The following is a 23574-nucleotide window of genomic DNA, read 5'->3' as shown; positions in this document are numbered from 1 at the left end:
CAGGTAGGGTGCATACCCAAGTATGCACCCATATTTTAAATTCCACACCAAGCCGTCTGAAAATCATTCGATATTGGCGGCAACGGGTTGCCCGCTGCACATTCCTGTTTTGGCGATAGGGGTAGATACTATAAGCCCCCCAACAAATCAAGCCTTATCCAGACACATTTTCGCATACCGTTCTTCATTAAAGGGTTGTTGGTATTTCAATATGGATTGGGCAATGGTTACGAGTTTACGCATCAGAGCCACAATCACGGCTTTTTTCGCCAGTTTATTACGCTCTAGTAAGCGTTGGACAAACGGGCTGTAAATACTGTCCTTATATTTGCCAAAGCAAAACGACACGGCCGGCATATAGAGTATCTTCCTCAAATCACTCTGTCCGATACGGGAGATACCGACCCGCTTATCTACACTCGTTCCCGATTGTCTGACCATCGGGGTCAGTCCGGCGTAGGTCGCAGCAGCACGTCCGTTTTTAAACCGAGTGCCGTCGCCCAATATAGCGAGCAGCCAACAGGCTGTGGTTTTGCCGATGGCGGGAATACTGCTCAGCAGACGATGGTTGTATTTCAACTGCTCATCCTGTTTCACCAACTGATGAATATGTGTTTCAACAGTTTTGACTTCGCATTCAAGAAAAGCAATCAGACGTTCGGACGAAACCATTGCATACTCGTCCAACAGCATCTGCAGCCGGACTTTTTCTTTGGTCAGCGCTGTTTTTAAATGTTCGAGATGGCGAAGTTGGCGCAATAAGGCTTTTTCGTTATTGCCTTTCGGTTGCCACAGATCAAATTCATGAACGTAGCTTTCGGCTAAGCGGGCAAGTAATTTGGCATCCGCTTTGTCGGTTTTGGAACGTAAGTTCAAACCTTTGGCAAAGTTGGCGGCACATTTGGGATTAATCACCACTACTGAATGTCCGGCCGTATATAAGTATTCGCACAACCTTTCGTGATAGACGTTTGTCGCTTCCATCACGATATAGAGCGGCTTATCCGAAAAGCTGTTCAGCCATTCGCTCAGAGCAGCAAATCCTTTCGGATGGTTCTCAAACTGGTGGTGTTGATACACTTTTGCGGATTTTTTGACTGCGACATCGAACTTTAACTTGGCAATATCGATGCCGATAAAATAAAATGGGGTGTCCATCATGCTCCTAACCTTGTGAATGCAGACTATGCACAGCATGTCTATGATACTATTCGGGGTGTTTGGACATTGAAAACAGGCTTTTATCTACGTCGCGGGCTTTGAAGCCCAAGGTTGGCGTACAACTCTGTTTTCAATCCCGCCCCTGATAGCTGCTTCTGTCGGGGGCTTTTTATTTTATCTTGTGGTTGGTGTTTCTTATACAAGGTTGTGGTTAGCGAGGCACGAGCGTAACCCAACAAAATCTTATGTTTTAAGGTATTCCCAATCATGTTGGGTCTCGACCCAACCTACGCCCTGTTTAAAAACCGTATGGATTATTAAGTGAATTTACGATAAATTCCACATCAAGCCGTCTGAAAACCGCTTCACTGCGTTTTCAGACGGCTTTTTTTCACCCCCGCCGCCGCCCCAAATCCACACCGCCGGTTTTTCTACCCGCCCCCCTATTTCACCATAAAAAACAATAAAATATCATAAAAATTAAAATAACCTATTGAAAAAAAATAGAATCAGGTTTTAACCGCAAAGGACACTGAAAATGACCTCAAAACACCCTGGATCCAAAGTAGAAAACCCTGTAAACAGCAATGCCGCTGAACCGACTATCGAGCAAAAGGGGCAAGCAAAGCAGACAGGTGCTACGCAGCCCACCGAAAACGACACGGGACAGTCGGAAACGGAAAACAAAACCGGTACTTCTCAAGAAGAACTTTTGGAACCCGTAGATTACGTTATTTTAGGAAAACTGGCGTTTGTGTGTACCGTTGCACTGATCTTCGTAGTCGTGTGCTTCCTTCCCCTTCCTGATGATAAAGCCAAATTGCCTTTATTCTTTCTAGGTGCTTTCAGTATAACAGCAGTATTTGATGGTATTTTCAGGATACTCTATTACTTCTTCCTTTATAAAAGAAAACAATTAGCAATTTCCGTCAAGAATAATCAATCTATCCGATCGCTTCTTTGCTCTTGTCCTGTATGGAAGACAGCACTGAAAACAGCAGGCGTTTTCAGTCTCTGTCTCATCCTGCTTGTTCTTTTTGCTTGGAAATTAGGAGACTTACCACCATCGGTTGCCGGATTTAAAAATTATGAAAATCTAATTATTAGTGCCATTGGTGGTTTGTCAGGAAGTTACATGGTGGACTTGATTGCTCATTTCTGGTTTCGCAACAAAACAAAAACCGAAAATAAGGTCTGACCTTAATAGATAAAGCACTGCTTAACGCAGCCCGACCTTACCGGTAACCGAAACCGAATGTTTGGTCGGGTTATGTCCTAAACAACAAATGGCTATATTAAAAACACGGCGTTTCCGCCATCAATACAAGGAAGCAATAATGAATCCAATCTGCAAACTGATGAGTGCCGCCCTCTGCGGCATGATGTTATCCGGCGGTATTTATGCACAACCATCCGCCAAAACAGCCCAAACAAAACCCTATAATGATAATCCTTACAATGAAGAAATTACTGTAAGTGAATGGAAAACCAAGATATCAAATGCACATGATCCCGTCGTAAATAAAGCTGGTTCAATATGGCTTTTGGATAAAGATAACTGGGATAAAGTAAAGAAAGATCCTGAAATAGGGGCTCGGCAAGTAGCATTGTTTGAAGCAATACGTTATATGGAGCTATGGAATGAAGCCGTTGAAAATCCAAGTATGTTGCCAAGCTCAAAAAATATGCGGGTTGCTTTCTGCCAATTTGGTAAAGACCACGGTATTGTTGACGTAGATGTTTATAAAATGACACTAAGTGATTTGCAAAAACAAAGAAAAGATTGGAGTAAATGCGATAAAAACTTCCAACCTACTGTGCAAAACATTAAAAAAGGTTTAAATAAAGACAAAAGATTAGATCCTAGACTGGAACAAAACAAAGCCAAATATATTAAACCTTTGCCATAGGGAAAGGCGATTGCCGTAAGGGAAAGGTGCTTTACCTAAACGCACAAGATAAACATCTCACTTTAAATTTGTGCGTGATTAAAACATTGCCCGCCACCGCAATACTTCAATCACACACAAATAAATATCCGTAGAAATATTAGATTTTCTACGGATATTTATTTACCCTGTAGGGTGTCGTGCCAAAGCACGCACCTGTTCTGTGCATTTTATGTCGAAGCCGTCTGAAAATACAGTTTTCAGACGGCATTGTTTTTGGGTTTGGGATTGGTGAGATTGATTTATGCCGATTGATCAACCAAGCCCATGCGTGCTTGAGGCACGCACGCTACATGGGGTTTGACTGCAGAAACTCGCTTTGCTCGTTTTCAGGTCGTAGGGTGCGGGTAACCGCACCGCTTTACTTCATCATTAAAACTGCAATCTTGTTCGCCTTGCCCCGATATGGTGCGGTTACCCGCACCCTTGTATAAGAAACACCAACCACAAGATAAAATAAAAAGCCCCCGATAGAAGCAGCTATCAGGGGCGGGATTGAAAACAGAGTTGTACGCCAACCTTGGGCTTCAAAGCCCGCAACGTAGATAAAAACCTGTTTTCAATGTCCAAACACCCCGAATAGTATCATAGACATGCTGTGCATAGTCTGCATTCACAAGGTTAGGAGCATGATGGACACCCCATTTTATTTTATCGGCATCGATATTGCCAAGTTAAAGTTCGATGTTGCGGTCAAAAAATCCGCAAAAGTGTATCAACACCACCAGTTTGAGAACCATCCGCAAGGTTTTGCTGCTTTGAGCGAATGGCTGAACAGCTTTTCGGATAAGCCGCTCTATATCGTGATGGAAGCGACAAACGTCTATCACGAAAGGTTGTGCGAATACTTATATGCGGCCGGACATTCGGTAGTCGTGATTAATCCCAAATGTGCCGCCAACTTTGCCAAAGGTTTGAACTTACGTTCCAAAACCGACAAAGCGGATGCCAAATTACTTGCCCGCTTAGCCGAAAGCTATGTTCATGAGTTTGACCTGTGGCAACCGAAGGGCAATAACGAAAAAGCCTTATTGCGCCAACTTCGTCATCTCGAACATTTAAAAGCAGCGCTGACCAAAGAAAAAGTCCGGCTGCAGATGCTGTTGGACGAGTATGCGATGGCTTCGTCCGAACGTCTGATTGCTTTTCTTGAGTGCGAAGTCAAAACCGTTGAAACGCATATTCATCAGTTGGTGAAACAGGATGATCAGTTGAAACACAACCATCATCTGCTGAGCAGTATTCCCGCCATCAGCAAAACCACAGCCTGTTGGCTGCTCGCCATACTGGGCGACGGCACTCGGTTTAAAAACGGAAGGGCTGCTGCGACCTATGCCGGACTGACCCCGATGGTCAGACAATCGGGAACGAGTGTAGATAAGCGGGTCGGTATCTCCCGTATCGGACAGAGTGATTTGAGGAAGATACTCTATATGCCGGCCGTGTCGTTTTGCTTTGGCAAATATAAGGACAGTATTTACAGCCCGTTTGTCCAACGCTTGCTGGAGCGTAATAAACTGGCAAAAAAAGCCGTGATTGTGGCTCTGATGCGTAAACTCGTGACCATTGCCCAATCTGTATTGAAGTACCAACAACCCTTTAATGAAGAACGCTATGCGAAAATGTGTCTGGATAAGGCTTGATTTGTTGGGGGGCTTATAGTATCTACGCCTATCGCCAAAACAGGAATGTGCAGCGGGCAACCCGTTGCCGCCAATATCAAATGATTTTCAGACGGCTTGTTTTTGAGAATTGATGGCGGGAAATGTGTGCCGCTTGATCCACAACCCCATTTTATCCACCACCCCGTGCATGCTTGGCATGCACGCTACATGGGGTTTAGCTGCAGAAACTCGTTACCCTCGTTTTAGCTTCGCAGAAACTCGCTTTGCTCGTTTTCAGACGGCTTGGCTTTGATATAGCGGCTACTCTCCGCTGCCCTGTTTCAGTTTTTGCCGCAGCAGGCTTTGTATTTTTTGCCGCTGCTGCACGGGCATGGGTCGTTGCGGCCGATTTTTCCGCCTTCCCGGCGGACGGTGGTCGGTTTGTTGATAACGGCGTGCCAATACAGGGCGATTTCGAGCAGGGCCTGCGGGAGTTCGGCTTCGAGTTGGATCAGTTCTTTATCGCTGAAATGAACGATGACTTCGCCGTTTTCTTCTTCGTCGTAAATGCCGCCCAGTGCCATTATCGGGTAGAACAGGTCTTCAAATTCTTCCTGATCGGCTGTTTCAAACCAATCGGTCGGGACGATGTCCAAGGCGTAAAGGTAGGCGTTGCACCATGTATAAACATCGGCATTGCCTGCTTCGTCTTGATAGAGCCATAAATCGGGGAGTTTTTTCCCGGCAATGGCGGTTTTGATGTCGGCGAACAGGGTTTCGCATAATTTGATAACGGCTTGGCGTTCGGTTTCGTCAAACGGTCCCTCGCCCAATACTTCGGGCTGCCAGTCGGTCTCTGCCAATGCGTCCGGCCCGGAAGCGATTGCCATCATAAAGGCCTGTACTTCGTCGCTGCGCATGACTCTGCCGTTTTCGGCTTTGGTGTCGAGCAGCTCGGCAAGCTGCTGCCATAATTCGCTGTCGGTTTGGTTTTGCATAATTTAATTCCTTAATTATTTGATATTATTGTATATTATTTTACTGTAAGCGTTGCCGCATTTGTTCAAACAGGCACACTGTTGCCGCCATGGCTACGTTCAGCGATTCTGTTCCCTCCGCCATCGGTATGCGGACGGCAAACGGCACTTTTGCTAAGATTTCGGGTGCGATGCCGCTGCCTTCGTTGCCGAAAATCCATGCCGACGGTACACGCAAATCGGCTTGATACAGGCTGACCTGATGCTGCTCGCGCAAGGCGGTCGCCCACACGGTATCCCGATAGCTGCAAAGCCAGTCGGCAATGTCGGCACGGGTATGGATTTCCGCCAAAAACACTGCGCCCATGCTGGCACGCAGCACTTTGGGCGACCAAATATCCACGCTGCCGCTGCCGACAATCATCTGTTTCACGCCTGCGGCGGCGGCGCTGCGGATAATCGTTCCCGCATTGCCGGGGTCTTGCACGCCTGCCAGCACCACGCAGTCGCCGCTTTGCGGTAGCGGTTTGGCTTCGGGCAAGGCAATCAGGCTCATTACATCATCGGCCTCGGTCAGGCTGGTGATTTTTGCCAGCGCTTCGCCCTCAACCAGTGTAATTTTTTCTGGCGGAAGCTGCGCTAACAGCTCTGCCGCTTCGGGGTGTGCCGCCCGTGTCGGCGAAAGGTAAACCTGTTCGGGCAAAGCGCCGCTTTGCAGATAAGTTTGCAGCAGATGTACGCCTTCCAACACTGCCTGACGGTGCTGCAAACGTGTTTTGCTTTGGGTGAGCAGCTTCGCCAGATGTTTGAGCTGCTCGTTGTGGGCGGAAATAATGGTTTTCATAGGGCTGCATTATAACGATTTTCAGACGGCCTAGATATGCCTAGGCCGTCTGAAAACTGCGGTTTCTGTTTGGGATTATTTGATGCCGCAATAATCCTGCCATTGCGGCCATACCGGAAGCCAGCCGTTTTCTGCCTGAATGTCTTGCCGAACCCGCAGGTTGGCAACGGCAAGGCAAGTGCCGTCGGTGGCGGCAATCAGCGGCCAATATGCCCGCAGCGGCGGCAAAACACGGGCTTCCTGCAAAATTTTGTTCACGCTTTTGCTGCCGGAATGAATCGGGATTTTATCGGCGGCGGCGGGAACTCGAATCATGCCGTCTGAATTTAAAACCGTTTCGCTCAGTCCGCCACGCTGCGGCTGCAACACAAAGCCCTGCGCCTGCAGCAGCGTTTTCAGACGGCCTGTGAGCGGCTTGTCTGCCCATGTTACGCTCTGCCCGATGTGTTCCGGTACGATAAACAGGATTTGCCGGTAGGCAATCATCTGCTTACTGCCGACCGTCCAACTGCCGCTTTCCGATTCTGACAATACCCGTGCAAAATCATGCAGATATTGTCGGGAAACGTGAATATCGTGCCGCTGCAGCAGAAAGTGCAGCAGATGGCGGCGGCGGCGTTCGGAAAGCTGCCGCCACGCTGCCAGTGAAAAACGTCCGCCCAAACACACTTGCGCCCAATCGGCTTCGGCCAGTTCGTCCAGCAACGCCAAATCGTCCTGCAAAGCCCGCACATTTGCCAAAATCTGCCGGTCGATATGCGCCACCCGCTGCCGCCATGCGGGCAATGCCTGATGGCGTAGCCAGTTGCGCAGATAGGCGGGATCGCCGTTGCTGTCGTCTTCAACATAGGTCAAACCGTGTGCCGCTGCATAATCTGCCAACCGGTTGCGGGAAAGCGGCAACAGCGGCCGCCAAATCTGAATATCGCTGTTTAATGCCCGCCATTCGGGCATTGCTGCCAACGCCCGAATGCCGCCGCCGCGTGCCGCCGCCAGCAAAAAGGTTTCGATTTGGTCGTTTTGATGGTGCGCCAACGCCAATACGGTACAATCCGACGCTGCAAACGCCCGATAACGCTCGGCTCTCGCCGCTGCTTCCACGCCCAAGCGTTCAGGATTGACCTGCACCCGCACCACCCGCAGCGGCACGTTCCACTCTTCGCAGCAGCGGCGGCAAAATGCCGCCCAATCGTCTGCGGCGGGATTCAGGCCGTGATGAACGTGTACTGCCTGCACACGGAAACCGTATTGCTGCCGCAGCGTAACCAAAATGTGCAGCAGCACCACTGAATCCAAGCCGCCGCTGAATCCGACTTCGATATGCGTCGGCCGCCGCCCGAGCCATGCGGCGGCGACCGTTTCCAAGCAAAGATGTGTGTCCGGCACATTTTCAGACGGCATGGGTTTTCCTGTTTGGTTAGAAAAACAAGCAGGCAAAGCTGCCTGCTTGGATTGGGAACAAATATCTGTCTCTATGATAAATTAGTGGCACACAACGCAGCAAACCACCCTTCCCCTAACCTCTTCCCGCCGGCGGGAAGAGGAAGCGTGTGCAGAATGGCGCAACGTGTTTTCCACCAATCATATTCTGACTGCATTAGCTGACCGACTGATACAGAAAATCCGGTGTTTCGACCAGACCTTCCAATCAGGCGGAAACAGACGTTATTTTTCGATAAATTGGCCGTATGCCATAATCCGGTCGAAACGGCGGTTGAGCAAATCGGCCATCGGCATGGATTGCGCTTCGTGAAGCTGGCCGCTCAAAACGTTTTTCACGCTCTGCATCACGGCATCGAAATTGCGGTGCGCTCCGCCCAAAGGTTCATCAATCACGGTATCGATTAAATCCAGTTCTTTCAAACGCTTGGCGGTAATGCCCAATGCCTGCGCCGCATCGGCGGCTTTTTCGGCGGTTTTCCAGAGAATCGAGGCGCAGCCTTCCGGCGAAATCACGGAATATGTGGAATATTGCAGCATATTGACGTAATCGCCGACGGCAATCGCCAATGCGCCGCCCGAACCGCCTTCGCCGATAACGGTACACAATACCGGCACCCGCAGGCGGGTCAGTTCGTACAGATTGCGGCCGATGGCTTCCGACTGGCCTCGTTCTTCTGCACCGATGCCGGGATAAGCGCCGGGGGTATCGACAAACGTCATCACCGGCAAGTTGAATTTTTCTGCAGTCTGCATCAGGCGCAGGGCTTTGCGGTAGCCTTCGGGACGGGGCATACCGAAATTGCGGCGGATTTTTTCTTTGGTGTCCCGCCCTTTCTGATGACCGATTACCACCACGCTTTGTCCTTCAAAACGTGCCAAACCACCGACAATGGCATCATCGTCGGCAAAATGGCGGTCGCCGTGCAGCTCTTCAAAATCGGTAAAAATCGCTTGGATATAGTCCAGCGTATAAGGCCGCTGCGGGTGGCGGGATACTTGGGAAATCTGCGCCGGTGTGAGCTTGCTGAAAATGGATTTGGTCAAATCGTTGCTTTTTTTCTGCAAACGGTGGATTTCGTCTGAAATGTCCACGGCCGACTCGCCCTGTACAAATCGCAATTCTTCGATTTTGTTGGTCAGCTCGGCGATGGGTTGTTCAAAGTCCAAAAAAACGGGTTTCATAAAGTAACGTTCTCAATGAATGGGGTGAACCTAATCATACGCTATTCGGGCGTTTTTAGCAGCATTATCAGCACTGCTGCACACTAAATTCGCCGAAACGGCGGCTTTTTCGGTATAGCCGGAACCGTTGTTTTTCACGCTGCGCCGGTTCGGGCATCATTATTTTTGCGATAGATTAGTACAAATACACTAATTCATCAAGCCTGCCGGCTTTGTGATAAACTGAACAGCGTTTGAATTGTGGATGAAAAAGCGGCGGTGCTTGTCCCAATCCGCTCTTTGTCCGGTAAATTATAATAGACAAACCGCATTCCCGCTATTTTTCTGCAACGGCAAAATCAAGAAAGGATTGTGATGAAAGACCAAACCGACAGCACGACCATGCGTTTGGACAAATGGCTTTGGGCGGCACGTTTTTTCAAAACCCGTGCGCTGGCTCAAAAACACATTGAATTAGGGCGGGTGCAGGTAAACGGTGCCAAGGTCAAAAACAGCAAATATATCGGTGTCGGCGATGTGGTCGATGTTACGCTCAATTCGCTGCCCTACCGTTTTACCGTCGCCGCCCTCAACCACCAGCGCCGCCCTGCGCCCGAAGCACGGCTGCTGTATCAGGAAGACGGGCAAACCGCCGCCAAACGGGAAGCCATCAAATTGCTCGATCAGGCCAGCCGTGTTACCGCCGCTTATCCCGACGGCCGCCCGACCAAGCGGGACCGCCGCCAGCTTGATCGTATGAAACGGGAAAGTTGGTAATTTTTATAGCGGATTAACTTAACTTTCGCTACGGCGTTGCTGCGCCTTGCCGTACTACTTGTACTGTTTGCGGCTTGCTGCCTTGTATCGAAAATTAATTAAATCCGCTATAGCTGTCGGCTTTAAAACAGGCCGTCTGAAAATCGGAAAACCTGATTTTCAGACGGCCTGTTTGTACTTACGCCGCAGCGTTTTCACCGCTTGGGCTTTTCTTTCTGCGACGGCGGCGGCGTTTGGGCTTGTCGCCGGACGCTGCGTTTTTCTCGGGGCGTGAAGCTGCTGTCATTTCGGTGCGGACGCTTTCATCGGCGTGTTGGAAATCCGTCCACCACTGTATCAGCTGCTGATCGGCATCGCCGGTCTGCCCGCGCAAGACGAGAAAATCGTAAGCGGCACGGAAACGGGCTTGGGCCAGCAGGCGGTGCGGGCGTGCGCCCCGTGTATGCTCAAACTGCGGCTGAAGCTGCCAGATTTCCCGCATGGTGGCGGAAAACCGCTGCGGCACACCCCAGCCTTGTTCGATGGTGTCTTTCAAAGTATTGACGGCTTCATTGATTGCCGCCGCCGGTTTATATCCTGCTTCACGGTATTGCTGCCAGTAGCGGTTAAGCTGCGGCCACAACACGGCTGCCAATACGAAACCGACCGACACGGATTTGTCGGCACGCAGCCGCTCGTCGGTGTTTTTCAGCGCCAGCGAGATAATGCGGTTTTCGGATTTGGCTGCCGATTTCAGCGCCGTCAGCAGCGGGTGGATGTCGTCGGGCAAGCCCAAGGTGTTGATTTGTTGCAGACACTTGCGGGCGTGGCCGGAAAACAGCAGTTTGAGGATTTCATCAAACAGTCGGGCGACCGGCTCGTGTTTCAGACGGCCTGCGTATTCGGCAATCGGGGCGGCGGTGCGTTCTTCCACATCGAAACCGAGTTTGCCGGACAGTCTGACCGCCCGCAAAATCCGCACGGGGTCTTCCTGATAGCGTGCCGCCGGTTCGCCGATCATTACCAAGCGTCCGGCTGCCACGTCCTGCACGCCGTGGTGGAAATCGAGGATTTCCTGCCGGATCGGGTCGTAATACAGGGCATTGCAGGTGAAGTCCCGCCGCATGGCATCTTCTTCGATGCTGCCGTAGGTGTTGTCTTTCATAATCCGACCTTGGGCGTTTTGCACGGCTTTGTCGCCGCCCCGAAAGGTGGTTACTTCAATGGTTTCTGGCCCGACCATAACATGGACGATTTGGAAACGGCGGCCGATAATGCGGCTGCGGCGGAAAATTTTTCTGACCTGTTCGGGCGTGGCATCGGTGGCAACGTCAAAATCTTTCGGTTCGACACCGAGCAGCAAATCCCGCACGGCTCCGCCGACAACATAAGCCTGAAAACCGGCTTCGTGTAAGCGGCTCACGACTTTTTCGGCGGCAAAACTGAGCATTTCGGCGCTGATGCGGTGTTCCCGAAACGGAATAATCTGTTTGCGGACGGTCTGTCTGCCTGATTTGGCGGGCAACATTTTATGCAGCCATTTTTTCAGCATAAGGGTATCTCTTTCAATATGCAGGCCGTCTGAAACCGTGGATTCCGCCCGAACGGATCATGAATAACCCGTTTAGGCGGAACAGAAACGGTGTTTCCGTAATCGGAAACCTTTGCACAATCTTCTCTGCTGCAAAAACATTGTGCAAAGGTTTCAGACGGCCTGTTGCAGTGCGGCACGGGACAATCGGGGCTGCCGGAACGGTTTTCCCTCCCGATAAAACCCTTCGGGAAACAAAAGATTCCAACGCTGCCGCAGCACATGGTTTTCTTGTCCGGCCAGCCCCACCGCCGGAAAAATTCAGCTATAATACCACTCTTATCTGACACTGTCCGTTGTTTGGAGCAAAAAATGTACCACTACCAATCCGATGCCACCCAGTTTTTAGACAGCCTGATTAAAGAGCGTCCCGAATTGGAACAGGAACGCCTGAGCAACCGCAACCTTTTGTGGGACGTTGCCCTCAACCCTGAAGAACAGGCCGGTTTTGAAGCCGCCAAAGTCGCCAAAGAACCTTACACTTACTACAAACTGTAATTTTCAGACGGCATGACCACCCACACCCTCAACGTCGCTCCGGCGCTGCAAACCTATCTCAACAGCATAGGCGAAACCGAACACCCCGTGTTAGCCGCCCTGCGCCGACACACCGCCCGACACCGGCTGGGCAAAATGGCCATCGCTCGGGAGCAGGCCGCCCTGCTGACTTGGCTTGCCCGCCTGATTCAGGCACGCCGTTATTTGGAAGTCGGCGTGTTTACCGGATACAGCAGCACCGCCATGGCGCTGACCCTGCCCGAAGACGGCCGCATTACCGCCTGCGACATCAACGTTACCTTTACCGACATCGCCCGAGAACACTGGCTGGCCGCAGGCGTTGCCCACAAAATCAGCCTGCACCTGCAACCGGCGCTGCTCACTTTGGATACGCTGATCGAACAGGGTCAAAGCGGCCAATACGACATGGCGCTGATTGATGCCGACAAACCGCCTACTCCGCAATATTTCGAACGCTGCCTGCAACTGGTGCGCAGCGGCGGCATCATCGCCATCGACAATATCCTGCTCGGCGGCCGGGTGATGGAAGAACACGGCGGCAATGCCCCGCCGAGTCTGGCAATATTAAAAACCTTCAACCAAAACCTGCCGCACGATGCCCGTATCGTGCCGATTACCCTGCCTGTCGGCGACGGCCTGACCCTTTTACTGAAAAAATAATAATGAACCGACACACCCGCGCCCTTGCCTTAGCACTCACCCTTTCCGCTGCCTGCGCCAACGCCGCACCAACGGTGGACGGCGACACCGTATTACCCGATTTACCGCAGGAAAGCAATCAGACAGCCATTCCCTATCCCGCCATCGACCAACAAACCCAAATCGACCAAATGAGCATACAGATTGCCCGTTTGGAACGAGAAATCGGGCTGCTGACCAACCGCATCCAACGCTTGGAACACAGTGCCAAAGCCAAACCGCCCGCCAAACGCAGCATGGGCGTACAACGTTTGGACGATGCCGCCCTGAAAAAACACTATCAGGCGGATACCGCCGCCGAAAACGGACAAGACGACCCAGTTTCCGCCAATGAGCGCCGCCTTTACGAACAGGCGCTGCAACGCTACCGCCAAGGCAACTACCAAGCCGCAGCCGCCCTGCTCAAAGGCGCTGACGGCGGCAACGGTAGCGAAACCGCCCGCCGCAATATGTATCTGCTGCTGCAAAGCCAACAACGGCTGGGCAACTGCGAATCGGTCATCGAAATCGGCGGCCGCTACGCCAACCGTTTCCACAGCAGCCACCAAACCCCCGATGCCGTTTACAGCATCGGCCAATGCCAATACGCCATGCAGCAGAAAGACATCGCCCGCAACACTTGGCGCAAACTGATACAGCGATACCCCGACAGCAACGCCGCCAAACAGGCCGCCGCAAGATTGCAGCAGCGTTAGGCTGATGCGGCAACGGCGGTTTAGGTAAACTTTCACGGTGCTGGCGAAACCTGCGGTTTTATAGTTAAAACACCGAATTTTCCATACAAAAGCAGGCGTAGGTTGTGGTTAGCGAGGCACGAGCGTAACCCAACAAAATCTTATGTTTTAAGGTGTTTACAATCGTGTTGGGTCTCGACCCAACCTACGCCCTGTTTAAAAAAACGTATGAATTATTCAGTATATTCACTATAGCTTCGAAGAAACCCGCTTCGCTCGTTTTAGCGAAACCTGCGGTTTTAGCTTCGCAGAAACTCGCTTTGCTCGTTTTCAGACGGCATTGATTATTGATAATTCACGATATTTCCCCAACAATTTCCCCACAAGGAGCAATCATGGTTCAAGTAGGCATTATTATGGGTAGCAACAGCGACTGGCCGGTGATGCAGCAGGCTGCGCAATTTCTGACCGAATTCGGTATCGAATTCGAGGCCAAAGTCGTTTCCGCCCACCGCACGCCCGATTTGATGTTTGAATACGCCGAAACCGCTCGGGAGCGGGGCATTAAAGCAATTATTGCCGGTGCCGGCGGTGCTGCCCACCTGCCAGGCATGGTTGCCGCCAAAACCACCGTCCCCGTCTTGGGCGTACCCGTACCGAGCAAATATCTGCGCGGCGAAGATTCGCTGCTGTCCATCGTCCAAATGCCCAAAGGCGTACCCGTGGCCACTTTTGCCATCGGCGAAGCCGGCGCTGCCAACGCCGCCCTGTTCGCCATCGCCCTGCTCGCCAACGATAATCCCGAATTGGCGGAAAAACTCGCCGCATTCCGTACCAAACAGGAACAAACCGTGTTGGCAATGGAGCTGCCTGCGTAATTTTCCCGCAGCAAATCATAATAATGCCATCTGAAAACCGCAGGTTTCGCCAAAACGAGCAAAGCGAGTTTCTGCGAAGCTAAAAACGCATGTTTTACTAACACGTGCACGCAACAGCGTGCACCCTACGATGAATTCCCTTAAATTTCATATAGGTAGGGTGCATGCCCAAGCATGCACGTGTTTTAAATTCCACAACAAGCCGTCTGAAAACATGATTTTCAGACGGCTTGGGTTGATAATGAAAGTCCAAACAAAAAAATCGGAACGCTTAAATCGTTCCGATTTTTTTCAAACTGTCTGTATCTTACCCGTCTCAAGCGACTTGGGTTTGGTGTTCGTCGCCGTTGCGTTCTCGGATTTTGCCCAAGCGGTACACGGTTTCGCCTGCTTCGCTCAAGAATGCCTGCACGGCATCGGCATCTTCGGCGGCAACGACGACCACCATGCCGATACCGCAGTTGAAGGTGCGGTACATTTCCTGCGTTTCGACATTGCCTGCCTGTTGCAGCCATTGGAAGAGTTTCGGCAATGCCCATGAAGCGGCATCGATTTGGGCAACGGTGTTTTGCGGCAAAATGCGGGGTACGTTTTCGGTGATGCCGCCACCGGTGATGTGTGCCATGCCTTTAATGGCGAATTGTTGCAAAGCGGCCAAAATCGGTTTGACATACAGGCGGGTCGGGGCGATGATAGCTTCGCGCAGGGTTTTGCCGTTGTCGAACTGGGCATCCAAATCAGGATTGTCGCGCTCGATGATTTTGCGGATCAGGGAATAGCCGTTGGAATGTGCGCCGTTGGAAGCCAAGCCCAACACGACATCGCCTGCGGCAATGCTGCGGCCGTTAATCACACGGTCTTTTTCGACCACGCCGACGGCAAAGCCTGCCAAGTCGTATTCGCCTTCGGGATACATGCCCGGCATTTCTGCGGTTTCGCCGCCGATCAGGGCGCAGCCGGATTCTTCGCAGCCTTGGGCAATGCCTTTAATCACGTCGGTGGCACGGGCGACATCGAGTTTGCCGCAGGCGAAATAATCTAGGAAAAACAGGGGTTCTGCGCCTTGAACGAGAATGTCGTTTACGCTCATTGCCACCAAATCGATGCCGACGGTATCGTGTTTGTCCCAATCAAATGCCAGTTTCAGCTTGGTGCCGACACCGTCGGTACCGCTGACCAATACGGGATTGCGGTATTTTTTGCCGATTTCGACCAGTGCGCCGAAGCCGCCCAAGTCGCCCAACACTTCAGGGCGCATGGTGCGTTTGGCAAAGGGTTTGATGTTTTCAACCAGTTGGTCGCCTGCATCGATATCGACGCCTGCATCACGGTAGCTCAATGAAGTGTTCATGCGGAATATTCCTCGCTCTAGGGATGGTGAAAAATGGGGAAGCAATCATGGTGCTATTTTAACTGATTTTTATACTATCGTGCATTTACTTTAAAAGCAGTGCGGCAAGACGGGGAAACGCTGTCCCGGTTTCGCTCTTTCGCCATATTTTCAGACGGCATACCGCCAATCTTCTGCTATACTTTGATGACTGATGAACTTGGGTTCGGAATCTGGATTTATGTATCAAAAGAAAAAACGTGCCGTTCTGCCGTGGTCGGTTGCGGTATTGGTAATTGCCGGTTTTGTGTGGCTGATTCATGCGCTGGGCGATGTTTTGACACCGTTTATTATTGCGGCGGTGCTGGCTTATGTCCTCAATCCGCTGGTCAGTTGGCTGGAAAGCCACCGTTTCAAACGGGGCATTGCGTCTATGCTGGTGATGGTGTCGGCGCTGGCGGTATTGCTGTCGCTGGTGCTGATTATCGTGCCGATGCTGGTCGGACAGTTTAACAATCTGCTGGAACGTCTGCCGCTGATTGTCCATTTTACCCAGAATGTGCTGCTGCCGCTGATTAACCGTGTGGCGGGCGACTATATCAGCTTGGACGGTGATTCGATTATCCGCTGGCTGCAGTCGCACACCGGCGAATTGAGCCAGACGCTGAAAAATATGATGCCGGCGATTATGCGTCAAAGCGGGAATGTGATTACCAGCATCAGCAATCTGTTGCTGCTGCCGTTTCTGCTCTATTATTTTCTGCTGGACTGGAAACGCTGGTCTTACGGCATCAGCGCCCTTGTTCCCCGCCGCTTTATCGACAGCTATACCCGCATTACGTCCAATATGGATCAGGTGTTGAGCGAATTTCTGCGCGGCCAGCTGATGGTCATGCTGATTATGGGGCTGATATACGGCACGGGCCTGATGCTCACCGGTTTGGAATCGGGCTTTGCCATCGGCATGGTGGCGGGTATTTTGGTCTTTATTCCCTATCTGGGCGCATTTACCGGCCTTTTACTGGCAACGATTGCCGCCATGCTGCAATTCGGTTCGTGGCAAGGTATTTTTCTGGTCTGGGGCGTATTTGCCGTCGGCCAGCTTTTGGAAAGTTTTTTCATCACGCCGAAAATCGTCGGCGACCGTATCGGCCTGTCGCCGTTTTGGGTGATTTTCTCGCTGATGGCGTTCGGCCAACTGATGGGCTTTGTCGGTATGCTGGTCGGCCTGCCGCTGGCGGCGGTAACACTGGTTTTGCTGCGCGAAGGCGTGTCCGCCTATTTCCTCAGCCGCTTCTACCGCCACCGCTGATGTGTGAGGCCGTCTGAATTTCGCTACAACAAGTGAAATGGATTTTCAGACGGCCTGCTGTTTTTTTCAATCAACCCAATCCTTTATTTATCATCATGACCACACCTACTCTTGCCACCATTACCATCGGATTAGTATCCGCCAGCGACCGTGCCAGCAGCGGCGTATATGCCGACGAGGGCATTCCCGCCCTGAAAGACTGGCTCACGCAGGCGGTAAACAATCCGATCAACTTTATCGAAGCACTGATTCCCGACGAAGAGAGTCTGATCGAACAAACCCTGATCGACATGGCCGACCGCCACGCCTGCGACTTGGTGTTTACCACCGGCGGCACCGGTCCCGCCCTGCGTGATGTTACCCCCGAAGCCACGCTTAAAGTTATCGACAAAGAAATGCCCGGCTTTGGCGAACAAATGCGCCAAATCAGCCTGTATTATGTGCCGACCGCCATATTGTCCCGCCAAACCGCCGGCATACGGGGCAAAACCCTGATTGTCAATTTGCCCGGCCGCCCCAAAGCCATCGCCGAGACGCTGGGCGGCGTGCGCAATGACACAGGCGAAATCCAAGTTCACGGCCTGTTCAGCGCCATTCCCTATTGCCTCGATCTGATTGGCGCAGGCTTTATCGAAACCGACAGCAACATCAGCAAGGCTTTCCGCCCCAAGCAGAAATAAACCGTTTCGACCATCATGCCGTCTGAAAACGAACGCAGTGAGTTTCTGCGCAGCTAAAACCGCAGGTTTCGCCAAAACGAGCCAACGGGTTTCGGCGAAACCAAAACAGGCGCAGCGGGTTTCACTCATTTTCAGACGGCATCATTCATCATTCCGGCAAAGTTCGGGTAAAATAGCGGTTTTACCTGCTGCGGAAACCGAACATGATCGAGCTGAAAAACCTGACCCTGCAACGAGGCTTGAAAGTATTGCTGGAACACGCCGCCGCCACCGTCAATCCCGGCTGGCGGGTCGGCCTGATCGGCAAAAACGGCACCGGCAAATCCAGCCTGTTTGCCCTGTTGAAAGGCGAAATCACACCCGACAGCGGCGATGTCTCCGTTCCCAAACACTGGAAACTCGCCGCCGTAGCTCAGGAAACGCCCGCCTTGGACATTTCCGCACTGGATTATGTTTTGCAGGGCGATGCCGAATTACAGCATTTTCAGACGGCCTTGGCGCAGGCCGAAGCGGAAAACAACGGCATGAAACAGGCGGAATACCACGCCAAACTCGACGAAATCGATGCCTACACCGCCCCCGCCCGTGCCGCCAAATTACTCAGCGGCTTGGGTTTTTCCCAAGAAGAACACGCCAAACCCGTCAAAGCCTTTTCCGGCGGCTGGCGGATGAGGCTCAATCTGGCGCAGGCACTGATGTGCCGTGCCGACCTGCTGCTGCTTGACGAACCGACCAACCACCTCGATTTGGAAACCGTATTGTGGCTGGAAAACCACCTCTCCGCCCTACCCTGCACCCAAATCATCATTTCCCACGACCGGGATTTTCTCAACGCCGCCACCAACCACACCATAGAATTGTCCAACCAAAAACTGACCCAATACGGCGGCAACTACGATTTCTACCAAAACGAACGGGCGCAGCGGCTGGCGCAGCAGCAGGCCGCCTACACCAAACAACAGGCACAAATCAAACACCTGCAGTCGTTTATCGACCGCTTCAAAGCCAAAGCCACCAAAGCCACGCAGGCACAAAGCCGCATCAAAGCCCTCGCCAAGCTCGAACGCATCGCACCGGCACACTTGGACAGCGAATTTTCCTTTGCCTTCGACACCCCCGCCCACCTACCCAACCCGCTCTTAAAACTAGAACACATCCGGCTCGGCTACAACGGCAGCACCACGCTCGCCGACCTCAACCTGTCGCTCGAAAGCGGCGCACGCTACGGGCTGCTCGGCGTAAACGGCAGCGGCAAATCCACCCTGATTAAAGCCTTGGCGGGCGAGCTGACACCGCAGTCGGGCAACATCATCCGTGCCGAAAAACTCAACATCGGCTATTTCGCCCAACACCAGCTCGACATTCTGCGCGACGACCAAAGCCCCGTATGGCATATTCAACAGCTCTCGCCCGAAGTCAAAGAACAGGAAATCCGCAACTTTTTAGGCGGTTTCAACTTTGTCGGCGACATGGCGCTGCAAAAAATCGAACCCTTTTCCGGCGGCGAAAAAGCCCGTTTGGCACTCGCCATGATTGTATGGCAGAAACCCAACCTGCTGCTGCTTGACGAACCGACCAACCACCTCGACTTGGATATGCGCCACGCCCTCACGCTGGCGCTGCAGAGTTTCCAAGGCGCACTGATTGTCGTGTCCCACGACCGCAGCCTGCTCGAAGCCACCACCGACAGCTTCCTGCTGATCGACCAAGGCCGTCTGAAAACCTTTGACGGCGACCTCAACGACTACCGCCAATGGCGGCTGGCGCAGGAAAACGCCGCCAACGCACCCGCCGCATCCGCCCAAAGCCTGAGCCGCAAAGACACCAAACGTCTCGAAGCCCAAATCCGGCAGGAAAAAGCCAAACGCTGCAAACCCGTCCAACAAAAAATTGACAAAGCCGAAAAAGAAATGGCCACCCTGAACGAAATTCAGACGGCCTGCGAAACCTTTTTGGCACAAGAATCCGCCTACGCCGAAGAAAACAAAGCCCGACTGCAGGAAACCCTCGCCAAACTGGCAGAAACCAAAAGCAAACTGGCGCAATGCGAAGAAAACTGGCTGGGCTGGCAGGAAGAGTTGGAACAGATTAACGCCGAAATCGATGCCGAATTTGCCGCCGCTTGAGCCAGACAACCGCAATAGTTGAGGAAAAACCATGTCCCGCCCACTATACGCCCGATGCTTTTTTTCCGCCGCCCTATTCTGCGCAGCGGCCTGCGCCCAAGCCGCCGATGTGTACCGCTGTCCGCAACGGAGCGTACCGCTCTACACCACCGAACCCGCCGCCCCCTGTCTGAACCGTGCCGAACTCCCCGCCATCAGCAGCTATTCAAGCGGCGGCTACAAACTGGATACACCGTCCAAAACCAAAGCCGAAAAAAACGAAACCAAAAAAGTCAAACGCCCGAAAACCATCTTACCAGCCGACGGACAAACCGACGAAGCCGCCACCCGACCGGCCAAACGGCAGAAAAACCGCCGCCGCCCCAATCCCCGGAGCGCCAAATGAACACCCGTTTTTTCCGCCACACCGCCGTATTCGGCCTCTGCTTTAGCGTATTCACCGCCCAAGCCGCCCAAGTCTATACTTGCCATATCGGCGGCCTGACCGTGTACACCTCCCGCCCCTCCGCCAGTTGCCGCCTTGTGCAATTACCCGCCATCGGCAGTTACAGCGGCTATCTACACAACGAACCCGCCGCCGCACCGAGCGCCAAACGCAAAACCCGCCGCCCCGTTCAGCACCCGACAGCCCCCGTTATTCCTGCAGCCGCCCCAATCCCTGCTGAAGCCGCACCCGCACGCAGCAGCCGCCAAACCATCTTGCAGGAAGAACTGGCCAACGAACGCAAAGCCCTGCAGGAAGTCCAATCCCGCCTGATACAGGCACAACACGGCAACGACCCGCAACAAATCCAAGCCCTGCAAACCGCCGTATCCGACCGCCAGCAAAATATTCAGGCATTACAACGGGAATTAAGCAGGAAATAATATATAGTGAATTAACCAAAAAAATATTACAACCCAAGTGAACCACCCTTCCCGCAGCGGGACGGGGAACGGTGTGTAGCGTGCTTGCCTAAGCAGGCACGTATTCTTTCCCGCATAACAAAGCCGTCTGAAAATCAGTTTTCAGACGGCTTTGTATAATCAATGTATCTCATGCCCCGTTTTTCTGTCTCAACGCCGACATGATAAACCCCAATGCCGATACGGCACTCATCAGAAACAGCAGGCTGGAAATACCGTGCCACATGCCGAACGAGCCGCCGGTCAGCGAGAGCAGCCAGTTTTCAGTATGGGTTTTGTGGGCATTGATCACAGGCGTTACCAAAAACTGGTTGGCGGCAATCAGGACAAGCAATGCAGCGGCCGGTATCCGCAGACATTTTCGGTTGCCCGCTAAAAAATATGCCGCCGCCCACACCGCCAAACCGATATAGGAAACGGCATCAAACAGCTTACCCGCAATCATGCCCGCCTGCATTTTCGGCAATGCGCCGAATAAAACGGGGGCGGCGATATAGCCCGCCATCACCTGTAAACCGAGCCAAAAAGCGGCGAGTGCGGTAGATAAATGTTTCATTTCCGTATTCCTTGTATATTTTGACTGTCTGAAATCATATCGTGAATCCACTATAGCGTAAAAACAATCCACTTGCCATATCAGACAAATACAGCCGCAACAAAGCCGTCTGAAAACCGGTTTTCAGACGGCATAAACAGCAATCGGCCGTTAAATATATTCTACGGCGATAATGTCGTATTCTCGCACGCCGCCCGGGGCCTGCACTTCGGCAACGTCGCCCTCTTCTTTGCCGATTAAGGCACGGGCAATCGGCGAGCCGACGTAAATTTTGCGCTCTTTGATGTCGGCTTCGTCTTCGCCGACGATTTGGTAGCGCACCTGCTCGCCGCTTTCCAAATCTTCCAGCGTAACGGTTGTGCCGAACACGATTTTACCGTCGGCGTGGATTTCGGCAGGATTGATGATGTGCGCCATAGACAGCTTGTTTTCCAATTCGGAAATACGGCCTTCGATAAAGCCTTGACGCTCTTTGGCGGCTTCGTATTCGGCGTTTTCCGACAAATCGCCGTGCGAACGGGCTTCGGCAATCGCTTCAATCACTTCCGGACGGGCAACGCTTTTCAAGTGTTGCAATTCTTGTTTGAGCAGCTCGGCACCGCGAACCGTTAATGGAATCTTCTGCATAATCATCTCCGCAAAACGGCGCAGCCGCTTTGAATGTGTTTTTCATCTGCGGACACGGCGGCGGCCGAATCCGAATACAGTCAAAATAAATGCAAGCCGCCCGATGGCGGCTTGCTGTAAATCCTATGCCGTATTGTACCAAAAAACACGGAAACCGCAACGGCGGCAGGGTAATTTTGCCGTATATTTTTTATCCGGCTTTGCGGTACAATGCTCTGATTGTGTTTTCCCGAATATCAAACCATGTATGATGTCAATACCCACGATGTGCGCCGCTTTTTCGCCGGCGTTTGGCAGCAGCGTTTCCAGCCGCTGCAGCTAGACGGTTTGCAGCAAAAAGCGCTGCGCATTATCGAAGCCCACCCCGAATACCAGCATTATCTGGCCGACATCGAACGTTATCTGGATAAAAACTGGTTGCCCGACGAAGGCGAGAGCAACCCGTTTCTGCATATGTCGCTGCATTTGTCGCTGCAGGAACAGGCCGCCATCGACCAGCCGCCGGGGATTCGTGCCATTCATCAAACATTATGTGCGCAACACGGCGGCGACTGGGTCAAAGCGGAACACGAGATGATGGACGCTTTGGCGGAAACTTTATGGGAAGCGCAGCGCTACGGCAAAGGGTTGGATGTCAATGCCTACATCACCCGCCTGCGCCGCCTGATTGGTTTGGGGCAGGAAGACCATGCCCGCATCAATCCGCACGAAGTCGGGTTGTCGGACAAAATCAGCCACCGCTGACTGCGTTACCAAACCAAGCTAACCCAGCCAGCCGCCCATTTTCATCGAACAGGCTGATTGTGCGGTAATCACAAAATGATCGAGCAGGGAAACATCGACCAGCGCCAGTGCCTGCTGCAAACGGCGGGTCAGGGCAATATCGCTTTCAGACGGCATGGCCGAGCCGCCGGGGTGGTTGTGCGCCAGAATCAGACCTGCGGCGTATTCATCGAGCGCCAACTTGACGATTTCCCGAACATACACCGTGTTTTCCGCCACCGTTCCCCGTGAAAGCTCGTGCATGGCAATCAGCTGCTGCTGACTGTTGAGCAGCAGCGCCACACTGACCTCGACTTTTTCGTGTCCCAAATGCAGCCGCAGATAATCGGCCGCCGCCTGCGGATCGCCCAAAACGGTGTTTTGCTGCAATTCCTCGCTTAAAATCCGCCGCCCGATTTCCCTAACCACGGCAAATTGGGTAAAACTCGCCAGCCCCATGCCCTTAAATGCCGACAGCGTGCGGGCATCGGCACTCATCAGCCGCCCCAAACTACCAAACTCGCCGAGCAGATAACGGGCCAAATCCACGGCACTCATGCCCCGTGTGCCGACCCGCAGCAATATTGCCAACAGTTCCGCATCGCTCAACGCCGCCGCACCCCGTGCCAACAGTTTTTCACGGGGGCGTTCGCCCTCCGGCCAGTGTTTGATGCTCATTATTTTCTCCTTATTTTTTCCTTTGCCGAAACGGTTTTGACAGGCCGTCTGAAAATGCGGTTTTTCAGACGGCCTTTTTTGATAGTGAAATAACCCCAAAACAATACAAGGCGGCAAGCCGCAGACAGTATGGACAATACGGGACAGGTTTTATCCGGATGGTCGTTTCATCCGGTTATAAAACCGTCCTCTTTGAGCCGGGCGAAGCCAACGCTGTAGTGCTTTGAGGTTATTTCGCTATATTAGGCCATCATACGGATTTTCCCGACACAATGACAACACTTCCCCCGCCGTTTGCAGCAAAAATCAGACATTTTCCCGATTTCGGTTGCCCCAAAGCC

The 23574-nt window shown here is 52.4% G+C and carries 24 protein-coding genes; 14 read left to right on the top strand and 10 right to left on the bottom strand.

The window, feature by feature from the left end:
• Window positions 1-147: 147 nt before the first annotated feature.
• Window positions 148-1161, bottom strand: coding sequence for an IS110 family transposase (locus PJU73_RS01740; RefSeq protein WP_272607494.1), 1014 nt, complete (start codon window positions 1159-1161; stop codon window positions 148-150).
• A 538-nt stretch (window positions 1162-1699) separates the two neighbouring features.
• Between PJU73_RS01740 and PJU73_RS01735 the strand changes: the two genes are divergently transcribed.
• The 3 genes from PJU73_RS01735 (at window position 1700) to PJU73_RS01725 (ending at window position 4753) form a co-directional block, all read left to right on the top strand.
• Window positions 1700-2359, top strand: coding sequence for a hypothetical protein (locus PJU73_RS01735; RefSeq protein ID WP_237092026.1), 660 nt, complete (start codon window positions 1700-1702; stop codon window positions 2357-2359).
• 139 nt (window positions 2360-2498) lie between these two features.
• On the top strand, window positions 2499-3071 hold the full coding sequence (locus tag PJU73_RS01730) for a hypothetical protein (RefSeq protein WP_237092027.1): 573 nt from the start codon (window positions 2499-2501) through the stop codon (window positions 3069-3071).
• A 668-nt stretch (window positions 3072-3739) separates the two neighbouring features.
• On the top strand, window positions 3740-4753 hold the full coding sequence (locus PJU73_RS01725) for an IS110 family RNA-guided transposase (protein WP_272607501.1): 1014 nt from the start codon (window positions 3740-3742) through the stop codon (window positions 4751-4753).
• Window positions 4754-5055: 302 nt separating this feature from the next.
• Here the strand turns inward: PJU73_RS01725 and PJU73_RS01720 are convergent, their stop codons facing one another.
• The 4 genes from PJU73_RS01720 to PJU73_RS01705 form a co-directional block, all read right to left on the bottom strand.
• Window positions 5056-5712, bottom strand: a complete 657-nt coding sequence (locus tag PJU73_RS01720) for a YecA family protein (protein WP_237091881.1) — start codon at window positions 5710-5712, stop codon at window positions 5056-5058.
• A gap of 40 nt (window positions 5713-5752) precedes the next feature.
• Complete coding sequence (locus PJU73_RS01715; protein WP_237091880.1) at window positions 5753-6535, bottom strand: TrmH family RNA methyltransferase; 783 nt, start codon at window positions 6533-6535, stop codon at window positions 5753-5755.
• 75 nt (window positions 6536-6610) lie between these two features.
• Complete coding sequence (gene tilS, locus PJU73_RS01710) at window positions 6611-7936, bottom strand: tRNA lysidine(34) synthetase TilS (RefSeq protein WP_237091879.1); 1326 nt, start codon at window positions 7934-7936, stop codon at window positions 6611-6613.
• 264 nt (window positions 7937-8200) lie between these two features.
• Window positions 8201-9160 carry an acetyl-CoA carboxylase carboxyltransferase subunit alpha gene (locus tag PJU73_RS01705; protein WP_237091878.1) on the bottom strand — a complete coding sequence of 320 codons (960 nt, stop codon included), beginning with the start codon at window positions 9158-9160 and terminating at the stop codon, window positions 8201-8203.
• 354 nt (window positions 9161-9514) lie between these two features.
• Here PJU73_RS01705 and PJU73_RS01700 point away from each other — a divergent pair, with 354 nt between their 5' ends.
• Window positions 9515-9916 (top strand): RNA-binding S4 domain-containing protein, encoded by a 402-nt coding sequence (locus PJU73_RS01700; protein ID WP_237091877.1) that lies wholly within the window; start codon window positions 9515-9517, stop codon window positions 9914-9916.
• A gap of 178 nt (window positions 9917-10094) precedes the next feature.
• On the opposite strand, the gene PJU73_RS01695 is transcribed toward PJU73_RS01700, so the two are convergent.
• Complete coding sequence (locus tag PJU73_RS01695) at window positions 10095-11447, bottom strand: polynucleotide adenylyltransferase PcnB (RefSeq protein ID WP_237091876.1); 1353 nt, start codon at window positions 11445-11447, stop codon at window positions 10095-10097.
• A gap of 351 nt (window positions 11448-11798) precedes the next feature.
• On the opposite strand from PJU73_RS01695, the gene PJU73_RS01690 reads away from it, so the two are divergent.
• The 4 genes from PJU73_RS01690 (at window position 11799) to purE (ending at window position 14256) form a co-directional block, all read left to right on the top strand.
• A complete protein-coding gene (locus PJU73_RS01690) occupies window positions 11799-11984 on the top strand; it encodes a DUF3460 family protein (protein ID WP_237091875.1) in 186 nt (61 codons plus the stop codon).
• Window positions 11985-11996: 12 nt separating this feature from the next.
• Entirely contained in the window at window positions 11997-12665 is a 669-nt protein-coding gene (locus tag PJU73_RS01685; RefSeq protein ID WP_237091874.1) for a class I SAM-dependent methyltransferase, read from the top strand.
• Between the two features lie 2 nt (window positions 12666-12667).
• Window positions 12668-13399 carry a tetratricopeptide repeat protein gene (locus PJU73_RS01680; RefSeq protein ID WP_237091873.1) on the top strand — a complete coding sequence of 244 codons (732 nt, stop codon included), beginning with the start codon at window positions 12668-12670 and terminating at the stop codon, window positions 13397-13399.
• Between the two features lie 374 nt (window positions 13400-13773).
• Complete coding sequence (purE, locus tag PJU73_RS01675) at window positions 13774-14256, top strand: 5-(carboxyamino)imidazole ribonucleotide mutase (protein ID WP_237091872.1); 483 nt, start codon at window positions 13774-13776, stop codon at window positions 14254-14256.
• Window positions 14257-14572: 316 nt separating this feature from the next.
• On the opposite strand, the gene purM is transcribed toward purE, so the two are convergent.
• Window positions 14573-15607 carry a phosphoribosylformylglycinamidine cyclo-ligase gene (gene purM / locus PJU73_RS01670; protein ID WP_237091871.1) on the bottom strand — a complete coding sequence of 345 codons (1035 nt, stop codon included), beginning with the start codon at window positions 15605-15607 and terminating at the stop codon, window positions 14573-14575.
• 220 nt (window positions 15608-15827) lie between these two features.
• Here purM and PJU73_RS01665 point away from each other — a divergent pair, with 220 nt between their 5' ends.
• The 5 genes from PJU73_RS01665 (at window position 15828) to PJU73_RS01645 (ending at window position 20571) form a co-directional block, all read left to right on the top strand.
• Window positions 15828-16898, top strand: coding sequence for an AI-2E family transporter (locus PJU73_RS01665; RefSeq protein WP_237091870.1), 1071 nt, complete (start codon window positions 15828-15830; stop codon window positions 16896-16898).
• A gap of 95 nt (window positions 16899-16993) precedes the next feature.
• Window positions 16994-17578 carry a molybdopterin adenylyltransferase gene (mog, locus tag PJU73_RS01660; RefSeq protein ID WP_237091869.1) on the top strand — a complete coding sequence of 195 codons (585 nt, stop codon included), beginning with the start codon at window positions 16994-16996 and terminating at the stop codon, window positions 17576-17578.
• Window positions 17579-17781: 203 nt separating this feature from the next.
• Window positions 17782-19704: an ATP-binding cassette domain-containing protein gene (locus PJU73_RS01655; protein ID WP_237091868.1), complete on the top strand. Its 1923-nt coding sequence runs from the start codon at window positions 17782-17784 to the stop codon at window positions 19702-19704.
• Between the two features lie 31 nt (window positions 19705-19735).
• Window positions 19736-20089 (top strand): hypothetical protein, encoded by a 354-nt coding sequence (locus PJU73_RS01650; protein ID WP_237091867.1) that lies wholly within the window; start codon window positions 19736-19738, stop codon window positions 20087-20089.
• Complete coding sequence (locus PJU73_RS01645) at window positions 20086-20571, top strand: hypothetical protein (protein WP_237091866.1); 486 nt, start codon at window positions 20086-20088, stop codon at window positions 20569-20571. Before PJU73_RS01650 ends, PJU73_RS01645 begins: the two co-directional genes overlap by 4 nt.
• 169 nt (window positions 20572-20740) lie before the next feature.
• Here PJU73_RS01645 and PJU73_RS01640 read toward each other — a convergent pair whose 3' ends face one another.
• Window positions 20741-21166, bottom strand: coding sequence for a DUF4149 domain-containing protein (locus tag PJU73_RS01640; RefSeq protein WP_237091865.1), 426 nt, complete (start codon window positions 21164-21166; stop codon window positions 20741-20743).
• Between the two features lie 150 nt (window positions 21167-21316).
• On the bottom strand, window positions 21317-21793 hold the full coding sequence (greA, locus tag PJU73_RS01635; protein ID WP_237091864.1) for a transcription elongation factor GreA: 477 nt from the start codon (window positions 21791-21793) through the stop codon (window positions 21317-21319).
• A 243-nt stretch (window positions 21794-22036) separates the two neighbouring features.
• On the opposite strand from greA, the gene PJU73_RS01630 reads away from it, so the two are divergent.
• Window positions 22037-22537 (top strand): DUF1841 family protein, encoded by a 501-nt coding sequence (locus tag PJU73_RS01630; RefSeq protein ID WP_237091863.1) that lies wholly within the window; start codon window positions 22037-22039, stop codon window positions 22535-22537.
• 18 nt (window positions 22538-22555) lie between these two features.
• Here the strand turns inward: PJU73_RS01630 and radC are convergent, their stop codons facing one another.
• Window positions 22556-23233 (bottom strand): RadC family protein, encoded by a 678-nt coding sequence (radC, locus tag PJU73_RS01625; RefSeq protein ID WP_237091862.1) that lies wholly within the window; start codon window positions 23231-23233, stop codon window positions 22556-22558.
• Window positions 23234-23574: the final 341 nt, after the last annotated feature.

This window comes from Neisseria lisongii, from assembly GCF_028463985.1.
Lineage (GTDB): Bacteria > Pseudomonadota > Gammaproteobacteria > Burkholderiales > Neisseriaceae > Neisseria > Neisseria lisongii.
Note: the sequence above shows the minus strand (reverse complement) of the source record. Positions and strands in the feature narration are given on the sequence as shown.